Origin of the sequence: Paenibacillus sp. FSL F4-0243 (assembly GCF_037963295.1) — a bacterium.
Lineage (GTDB): Bacteria > Bacillota > Bacilli > Paenibacillales > Paenibacillaceae > Paenibacillus_AQ.
The window spans coordinates 2,450,087-2,469,502 of record NZ_CP150151.1; the positions used below are offsets into that span (position 1 = coordinate 2,450,087).

Below are 19,416 nucleotides of genomic sequence, written 5' to 3' on the forward strand. Positions count from 1 at the left end.
TGTGGCTTCGATGGAGTTAACAGACGGGTATGATGAAGAAAGCTTTAGGGCCATCGTTTTAGCCGGTTCGCCACAGGAACTTAGGGAGAGGCGAATTGCCTGCCAAAGTATTCTACTGGAACAGTTGAATGTAATTCCGATTGAGGAATGGATGTTTCGTGTGAATACAATGCATGATCTTATTGCAGAGACTGCAGTACTAATATGTGAGGCGCAGATGAAAGAGGCGGGCTATGGCCCGCCTCCCTGTGCTTATTCCTTTATTGTGTTTGGCAGTAGTGGAAGGCAGGAAGCTACACTGTGGAGCGATCAGGATAATGGTTTGATCGTTGAGGGTGAACCGGATGGGGAGAAGAATAGATACTTTGAATTTTTTGGAATGATGTTATCCGATCTGCTTGAAGAAGTGGGATATGAGAAATGTGCAGGCAAGGTAATGTGCTCCCAAGGGATGTGGAGGAAGACGTTATCGGAATGGAAGGAGCAGCTGAAGGAATGGAGAACCCAGTTGGAATGGGAGCCAATTCGGTATCTTATCATTTCTTCAGATATGCGCCATGTTGCGGGAAGTACGGAGTTATCAGCATTGTGGCAAGAGGCTTTTTGTGAGGGTTTTATTGACAATGAGGAGTTGTCTGTGGCTGTTCTTCGCAATACAGTCCGCCATAAAGCGACTTTAAATCTGCTGGGACAGGTGTTAACAGAGCGCTTTGGGGATTATGCAGGTGGATTTGACATTAAGTATGGAGTCTATATCCCGGTAGTGAACATTGTTAGACGCTTATCGTTATTGCATCATATTAGAGCTAGTTCGACCTTAGAGCGAATTGAAGAGCTTGAAAGACTTCACAAATATCAACATCTGGATGATATTCGGCGAGCTTTCTTATTGGCGATGCGGATGCGAGTGAACACTCCATTTAGTGTCCAGAATGGCTTGTTAATCAGCAGTGATTATATTGCTGAGAGTGAACTGAAGAATAAGCAGCTATTGTCTGAGCTGCGTGAAAGTCTGCTGCTTGTTAGACGCCTTCATCGGGCGTTGCAGCGTCAGCTCCGCTCAGCGGAAAGGTGGCGAACATGAGGGAGCCAAGCAAGAATGGAGGATTCTGGAACAACCTGAGACAAGGTGGAATGCCGTCGGCAATCGCTTCGATGAGAGGGGGAGAAACTGCTCATCAGACTGCGCAGCAAATGGCCTATATCCGATCTCTCATGCGTGAGAAGCGTCGTCCTGAGGTGCTGCGTACTCCGCTGTCTGAACTGGAGACGGTTATATTTGATTTAGAGACGACGGGATTTTCTCATCAGCATGGAGATGAAATTATGTCGTTTGGTGCTATTAAGGTTGTTGGAGAGGAAATTAAGGAAGATGAATGCTTTTACACCTTGGTGAATTGTCAGACGGCAATTCCAGAAGATATTACGAGGTTAACAGGGATAACGGAAGAGATGACTGGGTCCGCCCCTTCCTTAATTGATGGCCTTCATAATTTCATGTCCTTTGTGGGGCAAAATGTGCTAGTGGCACATGCAAGCTCGCATGATAAAGCTTTTCTCAATGCCGCGCTATGGAGAACTTCTAAAGTTCAGCTTACACACCGGGTGCTGGACACGATGATGCTTGCACGTTGGCTCGAGCCGCAGCGAAATAACTATACACTCGATGAACTGTTATTTGTCCATGAAATTCCGATTCATGGACGTCACAATGCATTAGAGGATGCCAAAATGACAGCCCAGCTGTGGGTGGCTTATCTTCGCGAAATTTCGGAGCGGGGCCAAGTAGATACCTTAGGCGATTTATATTCTTATTTAAGTAGAACGTGAAGCGGGGCATGAGATAGTTCAGGGAAAGCTTTTCCTTGTTCTTTTGAATACCGCTCAATATAAAATCCATTCAGAAATGGAGAGCAGCCATCTTCAGTTCTGGGAGAACCAATAAGGTAGACCTTAAATTCAGATCCAAGTGCTGCTAATCCTTTATAATCGGCAACCGAAGGTACAGGTTCTGAATTTGGGTGGGAATGAAATAAACCGATGAGTGTCGGCTCATTGTAAAGAACATGAATCCACTCTTCAGGGTGGGGAGCAAATGTGTGCAGCGGGTCTGGCGCTACGTTGCGCATAGGTACGTAAGTATCGATGAGCATGCCACCCGCTGCGGCAGCACCCAGCAGGACACCGCATGCTTCATGCGGGTAACTGGACAGCAAGTGCTTCCCCAGTGCTTGTTGTACGGAATATTTCAGTCTTATAGGCTGGACATTTCCCTGTAATGCTGCCATTTGTTCACCCCTCTCTCTTCATTAGGGTTTCGTCGCTGACGATACCCTCTTTTTATTTTTCTTTTTGTCTAAAAAATGGATGGTTTGAAATTGAAGTTAATGAGGGTACAATAGTAGAAAACTATTCCATTCGAAAAGGAACAGATCCCTATGAAAGCAGTAAATAAATTGAATATCACGATAGTGATTCTTATTGTATGTGTAGCTGTGTTTGCGGTGTGGCATAATCGTGAGCCGAAGGCTACCGCTGTTTTTGGACAACAATATGAGCCGCCAATGAAAATAGGACCTAAGGCTGGACTGCTCGCTCCCTCATTTTCACTCCAAGGAACGGATGGGGCTACATATGTAGTTGACGGACCGCGAGAGAAGGCAGTCCTCGTTAATTTCTGGGCTTCATGGTGTGATCCCTGCAAGGAGGAAGCTCCGGAGCTTAACACCATGGCCACTAAGTATAAGGATGTTCTAGATATTTACGGTATTAATGTGAGTAGTCAGGATTATAAACCCAATGCAGAACGTTTTATTAAGAAATACGGTCTTGTGTTCCCGGTTATGTTTGATGTGAAAGATGAGGTGTACAGCAAATATAACGGAGCAGTATTTCCTACCAATGTGCTTATTGACAAGAATGGAGTGATCTCAGAGATTATTCTGGGCATTCTTAGTCCGGAAGAACTGGAGAAAAAAATTATCAAGCTTACCGAATCATAAAGGATCTACACCAAAGAATTATAAAAAGGCCCCCTTCATTACAGTTAAACTGTTGAAGGGGGTTCTTCGTCATATGAATGCTTATGAAAGGTATGAATTAATGATTCACCAGGCCTCTAGGTTCAGTACTTCCAGACTGTTCATTTTCCAGCGAGAGTTGATTCAGAAGTGCGTAGCGCATACTGTCAACAAGCGCTTCCCAGCTGGCTTCAATGACGTTACTGGAGACGCCTACCGTACTCCAAGTGTCTGTGAAGTTCTTGGATTCAATCAATACCCGTACTTTCGCAGCAGTCTGATCCTGTTCGTCTATAACACGGACTTTATAGTCTGATAGATGCATTTCCTTCAATTGCGGGAAGTAGGTCTGCAGCGCTTTACGAAGAGCGTTGTCGAGTGCATTGACCGGACCGTTACCTTCAGCAGCGGTATAAAGGTTCTCATTGCCAACCTTCAGTTTAACGAAGGCTTCAGATACAACTGGATGCTCTGCGGTTTTTTCGACTAACATCTTGAAGGATTCAAAGGTAAAGGTTTCGTTCATCTCGCCAGTAGCTTCCCGAAGCAATAGCTCCAGCGAGGCATCGGCACCTTCGAATTGATACCCCTGATGCTCCATCGTTTTGATCTTCTCGATCACCCGGCGAGCTTGCTCGCTGCTTGGATCCAAATTCAAACCCATATCTTGCGCCTTGGAGAGCACATTGCTCTGTCCAGCCAGTTCAGAGACCAGCACACGTTGTTTATTCCCGACAAGCTCAGGAGCGATGTGCTCATAGGTCCGTGAATCACGCATGATAGCAGAGACATGGATTCCACCTTTGTGTGCGAAAGCTGCATTTCCGACATAAGGTTGATTTACCGGCAGATTAACATTGGCAACTTCACTAATATAGCGTGCTGTGTTCGTAAGCTGCGGTAAAGAATCACCAGGAATACAGTGGTATCCCATTTTGAGCTGAAGGGTAGGGATGATGGAACATAAGTTGGCATTGCCGCATCGTTCGCCGTAACCATTAATGGTACCTTGAACTTGCCGTGCTCCAGCACCGATGGCGCTAAGTGTATTAGCTACCGCCAGCTCACAGTCATTGTGAGTGTGAATTCCGAGATTTGCTCCAGGTAGCTGCCCAGCCAGAGCGGTAACAATCTCATGAATTTCAAAAGGCAATGTTCCACCGTTGGTATCGCACATTACAAGCCAATCTGCTCCGGCTTCCCGGGCTTTGGACAGAACGGCTGCTGCATATTCAGGATTGTTCTTGTATCCATCAAAGAAATGCTCGGCGTCAAAAATTACTTCAAGGCCTTTGCGTTTCAAGTAGGATATGGAGTCGCCAATCATGGCGAGATTCTCCTCAAGCGTAGTCTGTAATGCAGTGTGTACATGAAAATCCCAAGACTTTCCGACGAGTGTAGCAGCAGGAACTCCTGCATCAATCATACGTTTTAAATTGTCATCGTTTTCGGCCAAGGAATTCTTCCGCCGTGTGCTGCCGAACGCTGTGATTTTGGCGTTCAGATGAAGCTCCTTGACTCTTTTAAAAAATTCAATGTCTTTATTGTTGCTTCCCGGGATGCCACCTTCAATATAGTGCACACCCAGATCATCGAGCTTCTTGGCAATCTTCAGCTTGTCGTCAGCCGACAGACTGATGCCTTCACCTTGGGTGCCGTCGCGTAATGTAGTATCGAAGATGGAGATGGACTTAGACATGAGTGTCCTCCTAAAAGTTTTGTAAGCTTCGTCTTCCGGATTCACTTCGTGCAAAACTCACATCGGAAGCATTGGCAAGGGAAATGAATTTATACATTATAGCATTTTTACGCGGGAATGTAACAAAGAACTTTACAGCCTCTTAAGTTGACCTAACCGCAGCGGAGAGGTATTCTAAATTGGACAATAGAGACCCTGAGGATAAGAAGGTAGATATTGTGCAGAATGTTGATCAGTACTATCCAACGACTGGCAGGGTTATCCTGCATGTGGATATGAATGCTTTTTATTGCTCGGTACATGAGGCAGAGGATCCTGACCAATTCAGAGGTAAGGCTACTGCGGTTGCGGGTAGCGTTGAATTACGGAAAGGGATTATTGTTACTTGTTCGTATGTCGCCCGCAGATTGGGGATCTCGACGGGTATGCAGGTTCAGAAGGCACTTCGTATTTGTCCATCGCTTATCGTTATTAAGCCGGACTTCCATTTATACCGCAAATATTCTAATGCGTTTATGCAGATTGCTTATAGCTATACACCATTACTGGAAGCAGTGTCGATAGATGAATGTTACTTAGATATAACTGGCTCCAGGCAATTCGGTACGCCTATGGAAATTGCGGAAACTATTCAGCGCCGTATAATGGAAGAATTGGGCTTGCCATGCTCCATTGGTATTGCTCCAAATAAGCTCCTGGCGAAGATGGCTTCGGATTTAAAAAAGCCAAATGGTATTTCGGTGCTGCGGCTGCGGGATGTACCTAAGATTTTATGGGATAAGCCATGTAATGAAATGTTCGGTATCGGTGGAAAAACGGCAGAGAAGCTCCGTAAGCTGGGAATTTACAGCATTGGTCAATTAGCGGCGTCTGATGAGAAAATGCTGGTTGAAAATTTTGGAGTTATGGGCTCCTGGCTAAAGCGTGCAGGGAACGGCATCGATCATGGGATAGTAAATCCTGAGCGAGAGCAAAGTAAGTCGATCGGACACACCACTACACTGCCGCGGGATGTTATTGGCCTTGCTGAGGTACGCCCCATTTTGCTGAATCTAAGTGATCAGGTAGCGCGGCGCTTGCGAAAGCAAGGGCTTGTGGCTTCAGGTGTGCAGCTTACCATTCGGACACCGGATATGAAGACCATTACACGTTCCCGGCAGCTTGAGGTGCCTTCAGAGAGTGGAGAAGATATCTACAAGTCTGTCTGTGATCTTTATGTTCGACATTGGAATGGTGAGAAGCCTGTTCGACTGCTTGGTGTGACCTTGCAAGGATTGATCGCTAAAGAGGATTCTGCAATACAGTTGGATTTGTTCGATTACGAACAGCAGCCTAAGAAAGAGTCACTGACCAAGGCCATGGATATGCTTCGCAATAAGTTTGGTGAAAATGCAGTTTTGACCGCTGGGATGTTAAGTGACACCCATTCTGCAAGGCTACGTAATCATAAGGAACGAGGCACCTCACTGCAAAAGGATAATCTGTTGTCTGTTGAGTCAGATAAAGATTGATAAAACGTGTCGAAATTGATACTATAGAATGCGTCAGAAATGCAAACGTATTGAAAATCAATTGAAATTGTATTCTTTTTATATTAATATGAGAAAAATAAGACGCTGGTTCAACAGCGCAGCATTGCTTAACGGGAGGCAGAGAAAAAAATGGCTAAGTACACTTGGGTCGAAAAAGACACTTGTATCGCTTGTGGTGCATGTGGCGCAACGGCTCCTGATATTTTTGATTACGATGACGAAGGTTTGGCAGAAGTTATTTACGAAAATGACAGAAACTGCGGTGTGACAGCGATTCCGGACGATTTGTTTGATGATCTCCAAGATTCCTGTGATGGTTGCCCAACCGACTCGATTAAAATTGCGGACGAACCTTTTAACAAAGAAGGTTAATTACTCGATAAAGAGTAACGTGCGACACCAGATAAAGACATCTTCTGCGAACATTTTGTTCGGCTAGGGATGTCTTTTTTGCTGTGTCTGACCGATATTAATAAAGTAGGAATTATAAACTCTCGGAGGTTCCGATGAAGAACTCACAGCACCTCAAAGCATATGTACAGATGCACCCAGATAACAAAATGGCATGGTACTTGCTGGGGAAGGAATACTATAAGAACGGTCAACATGGAAAAGCTAATTATTGCTTCAATCAGGCTGGTGAAGTGTATGAGGCTTTCGAGCATAGTAAGGTACCTGCTGAAATGCTGCGCGAATACGAAGATGGATTGCTGCAAGCGAGTCGCCAGCGTGAGCGCGGCCAACAAAGATTGAGATACATATCACTGGCGCTAATGCTTCTTATACTGTTAATGGTACCTTCAGCAGTGGCTCCGGGTATTGGTGTTACTGAAGAACAAGAAGTCCTTCAAGACACGGCTGCTCCAGAAGTCAAAGATCTACCAGATCCCAAAGACTCCGTCCAAGAGCCGGTTATTGAGGCGAAAAAAGTGATGTATACAGCGCAAGAAAATGCAACAGAGGCTTCGCAAGGAAAGTTAATGGCGAAAATGCTAATGCGTAAAGAACCTTTTGAAGCTGCTGTGTTAGGGATGGAGCGAGAGGGAAAATGGCTGCTCTGGAAAGAGAAGCTTCCGCTAAATTTCACACTGCAAAAGAATGGAAAGGGACGGATGGTATATCAGTCTTACGATCCTAAGGCATGTGCATGTGAGCCGCCAGAGCAAGGGCAACTCGCCAAGGATGGAGCAGAATGGCAGGGTGACCAAGAGGAGCTTGCCACACTATGGAGTGCAATTCGGGCTTATCAAGATGCTAAAGGGAAGCTTCCAGATACATTAGCGGATTTGACGGGATCTTTTCCTGAGAACTGGATAGGTGGGACGACAACCGTCATGAAGCGGGAATTCAGCCCTCTTAAAGCGGTGGCTAAGAACAAGATGGCACCGGGAACAGAAGACATAGCGGAGCCTTCAAACTCATCTAACGATGGTGTGAGGACTATACCGACAGCATTAAGTGTGAGTGGAAATGTTGCGAGAGACGTTCCTTTTTTTGATCAGCCGCTGAAGGTGGTTGTGGATAAACAAAATCACCGGTTGGCGGTAGTCAGCGGTTCTATTATTCTACGAAATTATGCGGTAGGACTTGGCGGAGATAAGACACCAGAGGGGAATTTCGTGATTACAGATAAAGTCGTCAATCCAAATGGTCGAGATGATGGGGATTTCGGTAGCAGAGGGCTTCAGCTTTCGGACAGTAATTATGCTATTCATGGCACGAATGAGCCTGACAGTGTTGGTAAGGATGAATCCCTTGGATGTATTCGAATGGGCCGAGAAGATGTGGAGGAGCTCTTCGCGCTGATTCCTAAAGGTACAACAGTAGTGATTAGTAAAGGGGTTCTGCCTGAAAAGCAGCTTGTGCTGGCTAAACGCTTCAGCTCTACTGCTAAGCATGATCAGACCAACCCCCACAAAGTATACCACTGGCTGAATTAGTTTCCTGCAACGATAAACAGAACGATGATTAGAAGAATTAGTAAAGTTAAACTGACGCCAATCCACATTAGCGCTTTACGGTTAACTTCTTCTTTCTTTTGCTGCAAAGTTGGTGGTTTACGTTTAGTAGACATATTGGGCATACCTTCTTTCTCTCTTAATCGCTGATTACACCTATATTGTAATGCGTTTACAACAAAATTACTATACTCTGCGTTATGTACTCAACATACTCGCACTGTAAAATACTTTTCTTTTGTTCAAGAAAAGGCTAAAATTAAGAAGAAACCTACAGAAACGGGTAGACACGTGGATTAGTGAAGTACCCCTTAAGGAGCGAGAACGGTGTTGTATCGTAATTTTGGTAAACCAATTTTTTTCAAGATTGATCCCGAGAAGGCTCACCATCTCGTCATAGGTGGATTGGATAAATCGTCATCAGTGCCAGGTGGAAGCGCGGCGCTACGTTTAATGTACGGAGTTCCTGAAACGGCGGATTTAGCGGTTGATCTGTTTGGCACGCATTTCCCGACGCCAGTTGGACTTGCTGCAGGTTTAGATAAAAATGCCGATGCGGTAGTCGGATTCTCTTCGATCGGGTTTGGATTTATGGAAGTGGGCACGGTTACCCCTAAGGGTCAACCGGGTAATGATAGCCCTCGTTTGTTCCGTCTTCCTTCGGATGAAGCGCTGATTAATCGAATGGGCTTCAATAATGAAGGGGCTGATGCTATGGCACAGCGTCTGAAGAAAATAAAGAATCGGAGAATTCCTATAGCAGTTAATATTGGCCGGAATAAGATAACTAGTAATGAAGCGGCTCATGAAGACTATCGTCAGTGCATCCGTACGCTTTATCCGTACGGTGATTTTTTTGTGGTCAATATCAGCTCGCCGAATACACCTGGTCTTCGCAATCTCCAGCATGGCAGTGAATTATCGTTCCTGCTGGCTCAAGTGAAGGAAGAAATGGAGATTCAGCGTAAAGCGACCGGGATTACCAAAAGCTTGTTGGTTAAGATAGCACCAGACGTAAGTGATGAAGAGCTGGAGTATATGGTTCAGACACTGACAGAAGCTGGTATGGATGGTATTATTGCTACGAATACTACATTGAACCGTGATGGACTTAGCCATGAAAAGGCTAATGAGACGGGGGGCTTAAGCGGCAAACCGCTGCGGGACCGCTCAACGGAGATCATTCGCAGTATTTATCGTCAGACGGAAGGGAAGATGCCGATCATAGGATCAGGCGGCATTTTCACCAGTCAGGATGCGTATGACAAGATAAGAGCAGGTGCGAGTCTGGTCGAAATTTATACAGCTCTCATCTACGAAGGACCGGAGGTTAACCGCAAATTGCATGCCGGATTACGGCAGCTATTACGGCGGGATGGATTCAGTCATATCTCTGAAGCAGTGGGCGCTGATCATCACTGAAGGAGACGAAAGGACAGGAGGACGAAGGCGATGGACGGCAGGGACTGGGGAACTTTTTTGCTTCCATATGAACAGACTGTGGAAGAATTGAAAGTTAAATTCAAAACAATGCGTTCGGAGTTGAAGAAAAGAGAGGAATACACGCCGATAGAATTCGTAACGGGGCGTGTAAAGCGGCTGTCAAGCATTCTGGAAAAGGCTAAACGGCTGAATGTGAAGATGGAAGATCTGGAGACGGGGATTGAAGACATTGCAGGAATTCGGATCATGTGCCAATTCGTGGAGGATATCCGCAGAGTGGCCGAATATATCCGGGCCCGTAAGGATCTTGAAGTACTCTATGAGAAGGATTACATCACTAATTATAAAGAGAGCGGCTACCGCAGCTTCCATATGATTATTAAATATCCTGTGCAAACAGCGCTTGGCCAGAAAATTGTGCTCGCGGAGATCCAAATTCGTACGCTAGCTATGAATTTCTGGGCTACCATAGAGCATTCCCTGAACTATAAATATCGGGAGAGTCTACCCGATGAAATGCGTGTTCGACTAAAGACGGCAGCTGAAGCAGCATCGATCCTCGACAGTGAAATGTCCAGTATTCGGGAAGAGATTCTGGAAGCACAGAAGACATTCGAGGAAAACTCGAATATGACCACTCAGATTCTCAAGGCCATTCATCAATTGTATTTCTATCACTTGGTGAATGAGGCTATAGATACGCAGGCTCGCTTTAACGAAATATGGCAGGTTCAGGATATGGAAGCGATGAAGGAACTTCTAGATCATGTGCGGGGACTCCTTTCCGCAGCTAAAAAGGATAGTTTGCCGGATGGCTTATGAACCATTGTACTTGGAATACCTAGTGTACTTTAATCGTGACAGGGATTATTTCGAATGTCACGAGGTACTCGAAGAACTGTGGCTTGCCCAGGAACGAGATCCTTTGTACAAAGCACTTCTCCAAGTAGCGGTAGGGTTATACCATTTTCGCAATCAGAATGTGCGCGGTGCAGCTATTATGCTGAGTGGTGCTTCTGCCAAACTGGAAGAATATCCGGCAGCGACACTCGGTATTAATCTGGCGAAACTCGTGGAGGAAGTGAAAGATTATGTTCGGCGCTTAGCATCATATGATGAGCGGCCATTTTCTTATTACGATCTGACCATAGAGATTGTTGATCCGAGTCTAGCGGACCAAGTGGAGAATGCAGCTGTAGCTATCACACCGAATAACCCTCAACGACGTGGTCCTCAGAGACCGACATCCTTTCATCGTAAGTAAAAGATCCTCTATATATGAGTATTGTATAAGGGACACCCGTAGGGGTGTTCCTTGAATCTTTAAACACCTAAATTTTTGCAATACTATCAGGAGGACGGCATCATGGCGGCACAATTGCCCAGTTCTTTCAGCGAGCGTATGATGGACATGCTGGGAACAGATTATAATCAATTTGCGGATTCTTATAAGGAAACCCCATACGGAGGCGTCCGTGTTAACACCTTGAAGATTTCCGTGGAGAGCTTAAAGGCTCTTTCTACTTTAGGACTGGAACCCATTCCTTGGTGTCCGACAGGATTTTATACAGAGAATGGGGCTAGACCTGGTAAACATCCTCACTACCACGCAGGTTTGTATTACATTCAAGAGCCGAGTGCGATGGCACCTGTGGAATTGCTTAATATTGAACCAGGTGATCGTGTACTTGATTTATGTGCCGCCCCTGGGGGGAAATCTACACAGATTTCAGCCAAGCTGTTAGGTAAAGGATTGCTGGTTAGTAATGATCTTCATCCAGAACGGACTAAAGCTCTAGCTAAAAATCTGGAGCTGTATGGGGTTCGTAATGGTATTGTACTGAACGAAAGTCCAGATCATATCGCGGCTGCATTCCCGCTTTTTTTTGACAAGATCTTGATTGATGCTCCCTGCTCTGGTGAAGGGATGTTCCGTAAAGATGAAGATATGGTGAAGCAGTGGGATTCAGGTACACCTGCCAAATATGCTTCCATGCAGCGGGATATTTTACGTTCTGCTGCAACAGCATTGGCACCGGGAGGTACACTTGTCTATTCCACCTGTACCTTTGCTACAGAAGAAAATGAGGAAATTATAGCCGAGTTTATTTCTGAACATCCACAATTCTCAGTGGTGACGGTAGGAGGTACAGGCTCATTCGCTCCTGGCTTCGGAGAACTCTCAGGTACAGCAAGACTGTGGCCGCATAAGGTGAAAGGCGAAGGACATTTCATGGCTGTATTGCAACATGGGGGAACTAAGCGCTCAATGGAGGAACGTGATCACTTAGAGGTCAAGTTAAACGAATCTGCAAGAGCAAGAACTACTACTCCAAAAAGTGCAGCACACGTTAAATCATCCAATAAATCAGAAGGAAGACGGGGGAAAGAAGGGAAACCCTCTCACAAACCTACTGGTGGCGCTGACCGTGGTCGGCAAGTTTCAGGTGACGAGCAAGCTTTGACTGCGTATGGAAATTTTGTGCGAGATCAGCTTGGTTGGGAACCGCAAGGATATCCGGTTCTGTTCGGTGACCATCTGTACATTTCTCCACTTCCTAAGGAAAGACTAAATGGATTAAAGACGATCCGCCCGGGATGGTATGTAGGACAAATCCGTAACGGAAGATTTATTCCAGGGCATCCAATGGCTACAGCTTTGCATCCGGAAGAAAGCTGCCGAAGTGTCTCACTCTCCAGTACGAATCATGAAGCTATTTCCTATCTTAAAGGAGAGACGTTGTCGATTTCTCAAGAACGTCTCTCTATTAGAATAGGAAGTGCCCAAAAGGGATACGTTCTGGTCTGCATTGATGGCTACAGCGCAGGCTGGGGTAAGTGGCAGGATGGCATACTCAAGAACGAATATCCCGCAGGCTGGAGGTGGATGTAGCAATGAGCCAATCAGGTAAGCCCGCCAAAAAACAACGATTAGATAAAGTGTTGTCTCATATTGGAGTGGGGTCGCGCAGTGATATCCGTAAACAAGCTAAACAAGGCTTAATATTGGTGAACGGGACCGTGGTAAAAGATAGTGGGTTCCATGTGGATCCTTATGCCGATAAAATAGAGGTAGGGGGAGAAGTTGTTACCTACCGTGAATTCATATATCTTATGATGAACAAACCCCCGGGTGTCCTGTCAGCTACGGAGGACAAGCGGGATCGGACAGTTTTGGATCTTTTAAAGGACGAGTATGCACAGTTTGAACCGTTTCCTGTAGGAAGGCTAGATAAGGATACTGTGGGACTGCTGTTGATCACTAATGATGGGAAGCTTGCCCATGAATTGCTGTCGCCACGTAAGCATGTCCCGAAAACGTACGAGGCAACCATCGAGGGCGATGTAGACGCGGATGATGTCGCGGCTTTTGCAGCAGGGGTGGAGCTGGAAGATGGCTACGTTACTTTACCTGCACACTTAACCATTCTTGGAAGAGAGCGCGGCAGCAAAGTGATTTCCCATATTTCACTTATCATCACTGAGGGGAAATTTCATCAGGTGAAGCGTATGTTTCAGGCGGTAGGCAAAAAAGTCACTTTTCTGAAACGTGTATCTATGGGAGAATTGAAGCTGGATGAAAGTCTGCCGCTTGGAGCTTGTCGGGAGCTGACGTTAGAGGAACTGGCACTCTTAGGCACAGATGGGTCAGAAGGATAGTAGAGAAAATGATATATAAATTGATATATAAATTGAATTTGGAAAATTGGGATAAGAGAAGGGAGAGACGGAGGGGAATTTTGGAACTGTAAGAGCGATAGCGACCGCCTTTGTTTCCGGATTTCATCCGCTATTAAACGGTATAAATTAAGAAATCTGGAAACAACAGCGGCTGGAAGTCCAAACATTCACCATAGTTGCCACTGACACTTAACACAAAAAGCCTCAAGTTCAATTATATATAGAAAAAGAAAGACAAGGATGGTGGAGTATGAGATACAAACTGATTGCACTAGATGTGGACGGTACGCTATTAAATGATGATCACCACTTAAGCTCTGAGAATAAGGAAGCTATTGCTGAGGTTACACGTCTTGGCGGTCAAATCGTATTGTGTACGGGACGCAGTCCACAGAACTCGATTCCTTTCATGGAGGAAATGGGGCTGACTGGTTACGTGCTTGGTCACAATGGAGCAGCGACGGTACGAGTGGAAGATCGAGAAGTGCTGCACCAATATGGTATGGATGCACGTGGTCTTGACCCCTATATTGACTATTGCCGTAAGCACAATATTCATTATGATGTGAATACTGCTTTTGATATGTATGTTGATAATGTAGAGAATCTGACTAAAGAAGCTAATTATATGTATGAGCACTTCCGTATTGTGCCAGCGACGCTGCCCGCATGGGAAGATTTCCGTGAACCGGTTGTTAAGTTTACTGTATTTACACAGCCAGAAATCCTTGACGAAGCTGAACGTGAATGGCGTACTTGGGCTCCTGAGTACAATATTTTGCGGAGTGGTGAATTTTTCGTTGATTTGATGCATCCCGAATCTTCTAAGGGAAACGCATTAAGAAATCTCGCTGTGAAGCTGGGAATTCCGCAAGAAGAAGTCCTCTCAATCGGTAATTATTTTAATGATATTTCTATGCTTACCTATGCGGGGATGGGCGTGGCGATGGATAATTCTCCTGTAGAGGTAAAAGCGGCAGCGAATGCTGTTACGGGTTCGAACAATGAGCATGGTGTGCGTGATGCGCTGGTTAAATATTGTTTATCCTAATAATGGAAAGCATAAAGCGGACTTGAGTCCGTTCTATGCTTTTTTTGTTATGAAGGAAATAAAAGAGATACATAACTATCCAAAAATAACCCGCCCTTAGGATTAACTAGAAAGGGCGGGACAATAGAATAACTTCTTGTATTAAAGTTTAATTTCCTCGTTCCGGCTAGGATCGCTATATTTATAGATACCGGGGTTCAGTTCGATTTTTTCGTCGAAAGGAATATCTTTGTAGCTATCAATATTAGTTCCTGTAGATATCATGCCCTTAGGTGTAATTTCAGGCACCACTTCTTTGCCATTAATCCGTAACGTAGTTTGGTTAACGCTTCTGAAGCCAGGAGATTTGGATGATGATTCAACAATCAAATTTTCGCCCTCAGTATAGTACGTGAATTCAATTTCTAATCCATCGACATCAAGTGAAGTGAACTGTTTTTGTTCTTTAGGTTTGTTTATTGTGATCCAATTCTTGCTGGTATCACGTTTCTCAATGACAGCATCCTTTAATATAAGTTTCATTGGAACATCAGACCAGTTGTTATACCATTCCGGAGATTCGAATTGAAATAAATGCTGGTAGCTTTCGGAATGATCTCCTTTCAAATTCCAACCCCCAGTGATTGTTTTATCACCTATAACCAACTGAGCGGTATTATAGTGGACAATTCCTTTATTAAGCGAATCATTTTCATCTATTAGAATTTGGATATCCAAAGGGGTAACCACTAGCTGATCTAAGGTTATACCGGTCTTTTCTTGAAATTCAGGACTGTTATACAGTTTCTTAGTGTAAATCGCCTCACTTGCTTTTTGTCCATCTGCTTTAAAATCGAACTTCCACGTACCTGAAATTCGTTTCGCTTCTTCAATGTAACTAAAATGAAGACTAGCTTCCTTCCAATCTGATTCAGTTATATTGAAAACCTGTTCAATAAATAAATCCGATCCTTCGTTAGGCATGATGGTTGGAATTGCCTCATTCTCTTGACCTGCAGTACTAACTACCAAATGTGGGTTACCCCGTCCTAAGTCAGATGGTGATGCAGCGACTTTGTAACGGATAATGGTTTGATTGGAAACTTGTCGAACGGATTCGATTTGAATGCTTGGGTATTGCTTAACTCCCGTATCAATTGTATCTCCTGCTTGATGATTAGATTGTAAGGGAATATTCCGATCACTGTAAAAAATGAGATTCCGTGCTTCAAACCTGTAGTCCTTTTTATCATCCTTTAATGTATCAGGTGTCTCATATACTCCAATGAGTTTCTGGCTTTCAGGATCGTATTCTAAATAACCGTATACCTTTGCCTTGGCACCGGACTCACTAGTCATGATGTTTTTCTCTGTAGCAAATCCAGTATATTGGGATAGATCAGATTTAGTATCAAGTGATAACAGCATTTTCATTTTTTCTCCATCAGTTACAACACCGTTCAAATTCATTGTTACTCCTGAACTGGAAGTTTGAAGATTATACTGTTGACCGATGCCATTATTTAATGCATTGCTCACACTTCGACCACCAATTTTATCCCAATTAATCGTCATACTAGCGAATACAGGAATGGCTACAAGTAAGAGGCAAGAGAAGACAATACTGATAGGAATAACCTTTTTATTAGACCTAGGAGTATTCTGGGAGGAATGCAGATTTCTTTGACGTGTATATGCTTCTTGTTCTATGGCAGTCCACATCAAATCATAATCCGGTCGGGGAATATGTTTATCTTTTTCAATATAGAGACTCATTACTATTCAGCTCCTTTAGTTGGGTTCCACCCATTCTATTTAGTATTTTAAGTCCCTTGTTCAGTCTGGATTTTACAGTTCCTTCGGGTATGCTCATAACTTTAGAGATCTCGGGTACAGTCAATTCGTTTATAAAACGAAGGACTACTACCATTCTGATTTTGTCGGGAAGCTGACTGTATAACCCTTGTAATTCTTTTTTAGTTTCCTGTCGATCCAACCGTTTTTCTACAGGGTTTGATTCCTCAGACCTGGATAGTAAATAATTACGTACTTCTTTCATCCACCCTGTCTTACGCCTTTTAATCACACTGTTGCACTCATTCGAAGCAATTCGTAAAATCCAAGATTTCAAGTTTCTTACCTTAGACTTATCCGCTAAGATAACCTTTACAAATACCTCTTGGCAAATATCCTCTGCATCTGCCTGATTTTTCATTAAGTAGTAACAAAAATAATATACTTGTTCTTTATAGAGCTCGAAAATTTCTCGGTCACACATTTTGCTGCACCCCCTGTCTTTGCTGTTCTCATTAATAAGACTTATAAGCGTATGTAATCGTTCATTTTTCATTTTGAGTGAAGTATTTCTTCTGAGCATCATAGCGAATTTGAATGGAAGATAAGTCGTTTACAGGTAATTATAACCATGATAAAATTAGCGGTGGGACATGCGTCCGTAAGCTAATTAAAACTAATTGAATGTCCGCGTTAAAGGTAAAATCATCGAAAGATGATGACACAAAGCCATGGGTCTAAAGCCTTTCTACAGAAGGAAATGATCGCCAGGCCGCCATAGGGATGTCTTATGATGCATAAAGGATAGCTCTAAGAATATGTAGTCAATTTTGAGCTCTTTTATTATTTCGACCTATACGGCGTTACATTATCGCAAGGGGCCGAAAGGGGAAGTACATGAACAGTTTTTTCAAAACAATAGGCACTAGTTTGGCAGTAGGTGCTTTATTGCTGTCCGGAACGATCGGATGGATGTCTAATCCTGAAGTCGTGTCTGCCGCTACCACAACAGCAGTAACCGCGGATCAAATGATTAGCAAAGTAACGGCAGCCTCTAAAGCAATAAAGAATTTTCACTTAGATGTGATCAAAAAACAGGATATTCAGAGCGGTGGGGTACGTATCAGCAACACTAACACACTGAAGCTGGATATTAATCGACTGCCGAATTTTGCTGCAGCCGGCACCGTTGATAGTAGTCTTTTAGAAACAACGTACAGTCTATATGCCAATGACAAGGAGTTTTACTATCTTGTAGACGGAAGTGAACTGATCGATGAATCTGAAGATGAAGGTTACGACGATGACGGTGAGCCAATCGATCCTGATGCGCAGTATTGGATTGGACTGGAGAAGATGGAGTGGGATTCTTTTTACTCCAAAGGTCAATACGATCCTGTTTCCATGCTTGATTCGGTAAAAAATTATAAAAAATCTATGAAAGTCAGCACTGCTGGTGCTCAGACCGTCCTGCAGTTCACGGTAACCGATCCGACAGCAGCTAAGGGAATAATCAAACTCTATGACCAGGAGAACCTCTGGGATGGTGAGACAGTTCAACCCAAAAGCGTAACGTGGAAATTATTCGTCAATACTAAGACCTGGCAGACGGAAAAACTGACAGTCGATCTGAGTTATGTGCTGATAAGTGATGGAGAAAAGGATACATACAACACGAAAATCGAAGCTAAGTATTCCAAGAATAACAAAGGTACAACCATTGTAAAGCCCGCCGAACTAGAATAATAAGGTCGTTTTCATATGGAGTAAAAAGCGCTGTTCAGTAGAACAGCGCTTTTTACTCCATTCATGACAGTAGCCAACAGGAAGTGAGATATGTAAAAAATAAATAAATATAAAATTGACCTACCAATTATTAGGATTTTAGTACATGCTATTTATGTGATTAATAATCTGAATTAATTTAATAGTGTATGAAATATCATGTTGTAACTATTATATTGAAAAGGTATTATAGGTTAGGTGTAAATTTACATTTTTGAGAATTACTATTCTTTTTAATGATTGATAGGGGGAGTGCGAATCATGTTATCATCCACAGAGCTTAGCAAGCTGAACGAAGTGAATTACAGGGAGGACCGATTAGAGGCACTTAATCATTTTTATGAGGATCTCTGTAATAAGAAAGTAGCCGATGGCTATATTTATTCTCTTAGTCGTTATGGAAAAATATTTGCTAATGGAGCGGGGGGACGCTTCAGTTACGAAGAAGATAGCGACCAAGAGTTGAAAACGGATACAATATTTCGAATCGCTTCTATTACTAAGCTGTTTACGGCAACAGCGATCTGGCAGCTAGCAGATGATGGTGAAATTTTTATGGGGCAGCCAGTTAGTTCTATTCTTCCGGAGTTTGATGCCGATCCTTTTAAGCCGATTACAATTGCTCATTTACTGACGCATACCTCCGGCATCGCACCTGATCATGGCACTATAAGTGATACCTACTATAAAAGTGCATGGTGGTATATTTATGAATCAGAGCTTGGAAAAGAAAACTGGATTAAAGCTGGACTTTCCTATGGTATTCGTTTTCCGGTAGGGACTCAATGGATGTATTCATCGTTCGGATACGTGGTTCTTGGTGCAATTATCGAGAAAATAACAGGTGTTATTGCAGAAGATTACATAATGGACAACATTGTAAAACCGTTAGGCATGACAGATACTTTCTTTGATATACCGCCTGAGAAAGCTGGTAGGATCGCTATTCGTTCGGAAGAAGCCAAGGAATATCTTAAGAAGCTGCAAAACGGGGAAATTACGGATGAAGAACAAAGGTCTGAGGAAGAAATCAAGACTCCCGGAACTGGTGGGGGAATGTATTCAACCGTTAATGATCTACAAAAGTTCGGAATCATGCTGCTTAACCATGGGGAATACGAAGGTGGTCATATCTTAAGTCGGATGGCTGTTCAGAAAATGACCAAGCGGTTCAATTCTGAAAAACTTCCAAACTACGCATGGGGAGATGGAGGAGCAGATAGACCATACGGTCTTGGGCCAGACCTTCGATATAATGAAAGTACATCTTATTCTGAAGGCACTTTTTTTCATGAAGGATGGGGGTCTTGTTCTTTGGTCGTTGATCCGGTTGAACAGCTGATTGCCGTTTGGTATATCCCTTTTCATAAAAATATATGGGACGGTAGAGCGATTTTCGGTACAAACAATGTGATCTGGTCCGGACTCGAATAAGAATAAGATTATATGTTGTGAGATATCAAAGATAGGCAGG

General features: G+C 43.7%; 19 protein-coding genes and 1 riboswitch. Of the genes, 14 read left to right on the forward strand and 5 right to left on the reverse strand.

The genetic code is table 11. The features are described from left to right. Positions 1-10 precede the first annotated feature (10 nt). Positions 11-1,084, forward strand: a complete 1,074-nt coding sequence (locus NSS87_RS10670; protein WP_339248518.1) for a DUF294 nucleotidyltransferase-like domain-containing protein — start codon at positions 11-13, stop codon at positions 1,082-1,084. After that, entirely contained in the window at positions 1,081-1,830 is a 750-nt protein-coding gene (locus tag NSS87_RS10675; RefSeq protein ID WP_339246911.1) for an exonuclease domain-containing protein, read from the forward strand. The genes NSS87_RS10670 and NSS87_RS10675 overlap by 4 nt, the downstream gene beginning before the upstream one ends. Here NSS87_RS10675 and NSS87_RS10680 read toward each other — a convergent pair. Continuing rightward, the gene (locus NSS87_RS10680) at positions 1,812-2,288 is read right to left on the reverse strand and encodes a M67 family metallopeptidase (protein ID WP_339246914.1); all 477 of its coding nucleotides are present in this window, start codon (positions 2,286-2,288) and stop codon (positions 1,812-1,814) included. The genes NSS87_RS10675 and NSS87_RS10680 overlap by 19 nt on opposite strands. Before the next feature lie 150 nt (positions 2,289-2,438). Between NSS87_RS10680 and NSS87_RS10685 the strand changes: the two genes are divergently transcribed. Beyond that, entirely contained in the window at positions 2,439-3,002 is a 564-nt protein-coding gene (locus NSS87_RS10685) for a TlpA disulfide reductase family protein (protein WP_339246917.1), read from the forward strand. 97 nt (positions 3,003-3,099) lie between these two features. On the opposite strand, the gene cimA is transcribed toward NSS87_RS10685, so the two are convergent. Continuing rightward, positions 3,100-4,719, reverse strand: a complete 1,620-nt coding sequence (gene cimA / locus NSS87_RS10690; RefSeq protein ID WP_042186855.1) for a citramalate synthase — start codon at positions 4,717-4,719, stop codon at positions 3,100-3,102. 218 nt (positions 4,720-4,937) lie between these two features. On the opposite strand from cimA, the gene NSS87_RS10695 reads away from it, so the two are divergent. From NSS87_RS10695 to NSS87_RS10705, 3 genes are all read left to right on the forward strand, one after another. Continuing rightward, a complete protein-coding gene (locus tag NSS87_RS10695; RefSeq protein ID WP_339248521.1) occupies positions 4,938-6,230 on the forward strand; it encodes a DNA polymerase IV in 1,293 nt (430 codons plus the stop codon). A gap of 150 nt (positions 6,231-6,380) precedes the next feature. Next, the gene (locus tag NSS87_RS10700; protein WP_042186857.1) at positions 6,381-6,623 is read left to right on the forward strand and encodes a ferredoxin; all 243 of its coding nucleotides are present in this window, start codon (positions 6,381-6,383) and stop codon (positions 6,621-6,623) included. Between the two features lie 134 nt (positions 6,624-6,757). After that, positions 6,758-8,191, forward strand: coding sequence for a L,D-transpeptidase (locus tag NSS87_RS10705; protein WP_339246920.1), 1,434 nt, complete (start codon positions 6,758-6,760; stop codon positions 8,189-8,191). On the opposite strand, the gene NSS87_RS10710 is transcribed toward NSS87_RS10705, so the two are convergent. Continuing rightward, the gene (locus tag NSS87_RS10710) at positions 8,188-8,325 is read right to left on the reverse strand and encodes a hypothetical protein (RefSeq protein ID WP_167348489.1); all 138 of its coding nucleotides are present in this window, start codon (positions 8,323-8,325) and stop codon (positions 8,188-8,190) included. The two genes, NSS87_RS10705 and NSS87_RS10710, sit on opposite strands and share 4 nt — an antisense overlap. 211 nt (positions 8,326-8,536) lie before the next feature. On the opposite strand from NSS87_RS10710, the gene NSS87_RS10715 reads away from it, so the two are divergent. The 6 genes from NSS87_RS10715 to NSS87_RS10740 all read left to right on the forward strand — a co-directional run bounded on the left by NSS87_RS10715 (position 8,537) and on the right by NSS87_RS10740 (position 14,384). After that, positions 8,537-9,631, forward strand: a complete 1,095-nt coding sequence (locus NSS87_RS10715) for a quinone-dependent dihydroorotate dehydrogenase (protein ID WP_339246923.1) — start codon at positions 8,537-8,539, stop codon at positions 9,629-9,631. Between the two features lie 30 nt (positions 9,632-9,661). Further along, positions 9,662-10,474: a GTP pyrophosphokinase family protein gene (locus NSS87_RS10720; protein ID WP_042126350.1), complete on the forward strand. Its 813-nt coding sequence runs from the start codon at positions 9,662-9,664 to the stop codon at positions 10,472-10,474. Next, entirely contained in the window at positions 10,464-10,916 is a 453-nt protein-coding gene (locus NSS87_RS10725; protein ID WP_042186863.1) for a DUF309 domain-containing protein, read from the forward strand. The genes NSS87_RS10720 and NSS87_RS10725 overlap by 11 nt, the downstream gene beginning before the upstream one ends. Positions 10,917-11,018: 102 nt before the next feature. Next, on the forward strand, positions 11,019-12,545 hold the full coding sequence (locus NSS87_RS10730; protein ID WP_339246927.1) for an RsmB/NOP family class I SAM-dependent RNA methyltransferase: 1,527 nt from the start codon (positions 11,019-11,021) through the stop codon (positions 12,543-12,545). Between the two features lie 2 nt (positions 12,546-12,547). Further along, the gene (locus tag NSS87_RS10735) at positions 12,548-13,312 is read left to right on the forward strand and encodes a pseudouridine synthase (RefSeq protein ID WP_339246930.1); all 765 of its coding nucleotides are present in this window, start codon (positions 12,548-12,550) and stop codon (positions 13,310-13,312) included. A 271-nt stretch (positions 13,313-13,583) separates the two neighbouring features. Beyond that, on the forward strand, positions 13,584-14,384 hold the full coding sequence (locus NSS87_RS10740) for a Cof-type HAD-IIB family hydrolase (protein WP_042186870.1): 801 nt from the start codon (positions 13,584-13,586) through the stop codon (positions 14,382-14,384). 141 nt (positions 14,385-14,525) lie between these two features. On the opposite strand, the gene NSS87_RS10745 is transcribed toward NSS87_RS10740, so the two are convergent. Both NSS87_RS10745 and NSS87_RS10750 read right to left on the reverse strand, forming a co-directional pair. Beyond that, on the reverse strand, positions 14,526-16,139 hold the full coding sequence (locus NSS87_RS10745; RefSeq protein WP_339246932.1) for a DUF4179 domain-containing protein: 1,614 nt from the start codon (positions 16,137-16,139) through the stop codon (positions 14,526-14,528). Beyond that, entirely contained in the window at positions 16,123-16,641 is a 519-nt protein-coding gene (locus NSS87_RS10750; RefSeq protein ID WP_339246934.1) for an RNA polymerase sigma factor, read from the reverse strand. Before NSS87_RS10750 ends, NSS87_RS10745 begins: the two co-directional genes overlap by 17 nt. A 204-nt stretch (positions 16,642-16,845) precedes the next feature. Next, positions 16,846-16,937, forward strand: a riboswitch (cyclic di-GMP riboswitch). 117 nt (positions 16,938-17,054) lie between these two features. Between NSS87_RS10750 and NSS87_RS10755 the strand changes: the two genes are divergently transcribed. Both NSS87_RS10755 and NSS87_RS10760 read left to right on the forward strand, forming a co-directional pair. Continuing rightward, on the forward strand, positions 17,055-17,903 hold the full coding sequence (locus tag NSS87_RS10755; RefSeq protein ID WP_339246937.1) for a DUF6612 family protein: 849 nt from the start codon (positions 17,055-17,057) through the stop codon (positions 17,901-17,903). A 300-nt stretch (positions 17,904-18,203) separates the two neighbouring features. Beyond that, positions 18,204-19,376: a serine hydrolase domain-containing protein gene (locus NSS87_RS10760; protein ID WP_339246940.1), complete on the forward strand. Its 1,173-nt coding sequence runs from the start codon at positions 18,204-18,206 to the stop codon at positions 19,374-19,376. The last annotated feature ends 40 nt before the right edge of the window (positions 19,377-19,416 follow it).

What these genes read in the sequence shown, in the direction of transcription:
- NSS87_RS10725 (WP_042186863.1), top strand. Translation starts at nt 10,464, where the DNA reads ATGGCTTATGAACCATTGTACTTGGAATACCTAGTGTACTTTAATCGT.
- NSS87_RS10670 (WP_339248518.1), top strand. Translation starts at nt 11, where the DNA reads ATGGAGTTAACAGACGGGTATGATGAAGAAAGCTTTAGGGCCATCGTT.
- NSS87_RS10740 (WP_042186870.1), top strand. Translation starts at nt 13,584, where the DNA reads ATGAGATACAAACTGATTGCACTAGATGTGGACGGTACGCTATTAAAT.
- NSS87_RS10675 (WP_339246911.1), top strand. Translation starts at nt 1,081, where the DNA reads ATGAGGGAGCCAAGCAAGAATGGAGGATTCTGGAACAACCTGAGACAA.
- NSS87_RS10730 (WP_339246927.1), top strand. Translation starts at nt 11,019, where the DNA reads ATGGCGGCACAATTGCCCAGTTCTTTCAGCGAGCGTATGATGGACATG.
- NSS87_RS10745 (WP_339246932.1), bottom strand. Translation starts at nt 16,139, where the DNA reads ATGAGTCTCTATATTGAAAAAGATAAACATATTCCCCGACCGGATTAT.
- NSS87_RS10685 (WP_339246917.1), top strand. Translation starts at nt 2,439, where the DNA reads ATGAAAGCAGTAAATAAATTGAATATCACGATAGTGATTCTTATTGTA.
- NSS87_RS10710 (WP_167348489.1), bottom strand. Translation starts at nt 8,325, where the DNA reads ATGTCTACTAAACGTAAACCACCAACTTTGCAGCAAAAGAAAGAAGAA.
- NSS87_RS10700 (WP_042186857.1), top strand. Translation starts at nt 6,381, where the DNA reads ATGGCTAAGTACACTTGGGTCGAAAAAGACACTTGTATCGCTTGTGGT.
- NSS87_RS10760 (WP_339246940.1), top strand. Translation starts at nt 18,204, where the DNA reads ATGTTATCATCCACAGAGCTTAGCAAGCTGAACGAAGTGAATTACAGG.
- NSS87_RS10720 (WP_042126350.1), top strand. Translation starts at nt 9,662, where the DNA reads ATGGACGGCAGGGACTGGGGAACTTTTTTGCTTCCATATGAACAGACT.
- NSS87_RS10750 (WP_339246934.1), bottom strand. Translation starts at nt 16,641, where the DNA reads ATGTGTGACCGAGAAATTTTCGAGCTCTATAAAGAACAAGTATATTAT.
- cimA (WP_042186855.1), bottom strand. Translation starts at nt 4,719, where the DNA reads ATGTCTAAGTCCATCTCCATCTTCGATACTACATTACGCGACGGCACC.
- NSS87_RS10680 (WP_339246914.1), bottom strand. Translation starts at nt 2,288, where the DNA reads ATGGCAGCATTACAGGGAAATGTCCAGCCTATAAGACTGAAATATTCC.
- NSS87_RS10705 (WP_339246920.1), top strand. Translation starts at nt 6,758, where the DNA reads ATGAAGAACTCACAGCACCTCAAAGCATATGTACAGATGCACCCAGAT.
- NSS87_RS10755 (WP_339246937.1), top strand. Translation starts at nt 17,055, where the DNA reads ATGAACAGTTTTTTCAAAACAATAGGCACTAGTTTGGCAGTAGGTGCT.
- NSS87_RS10735 (WP_339246930.1), top strand. Translation starts at nt 12,548, where the DNA reads ATGAGCCAATCAGGTAAGCCCGCCAAAAAACAACGATTAGATAAAGTG.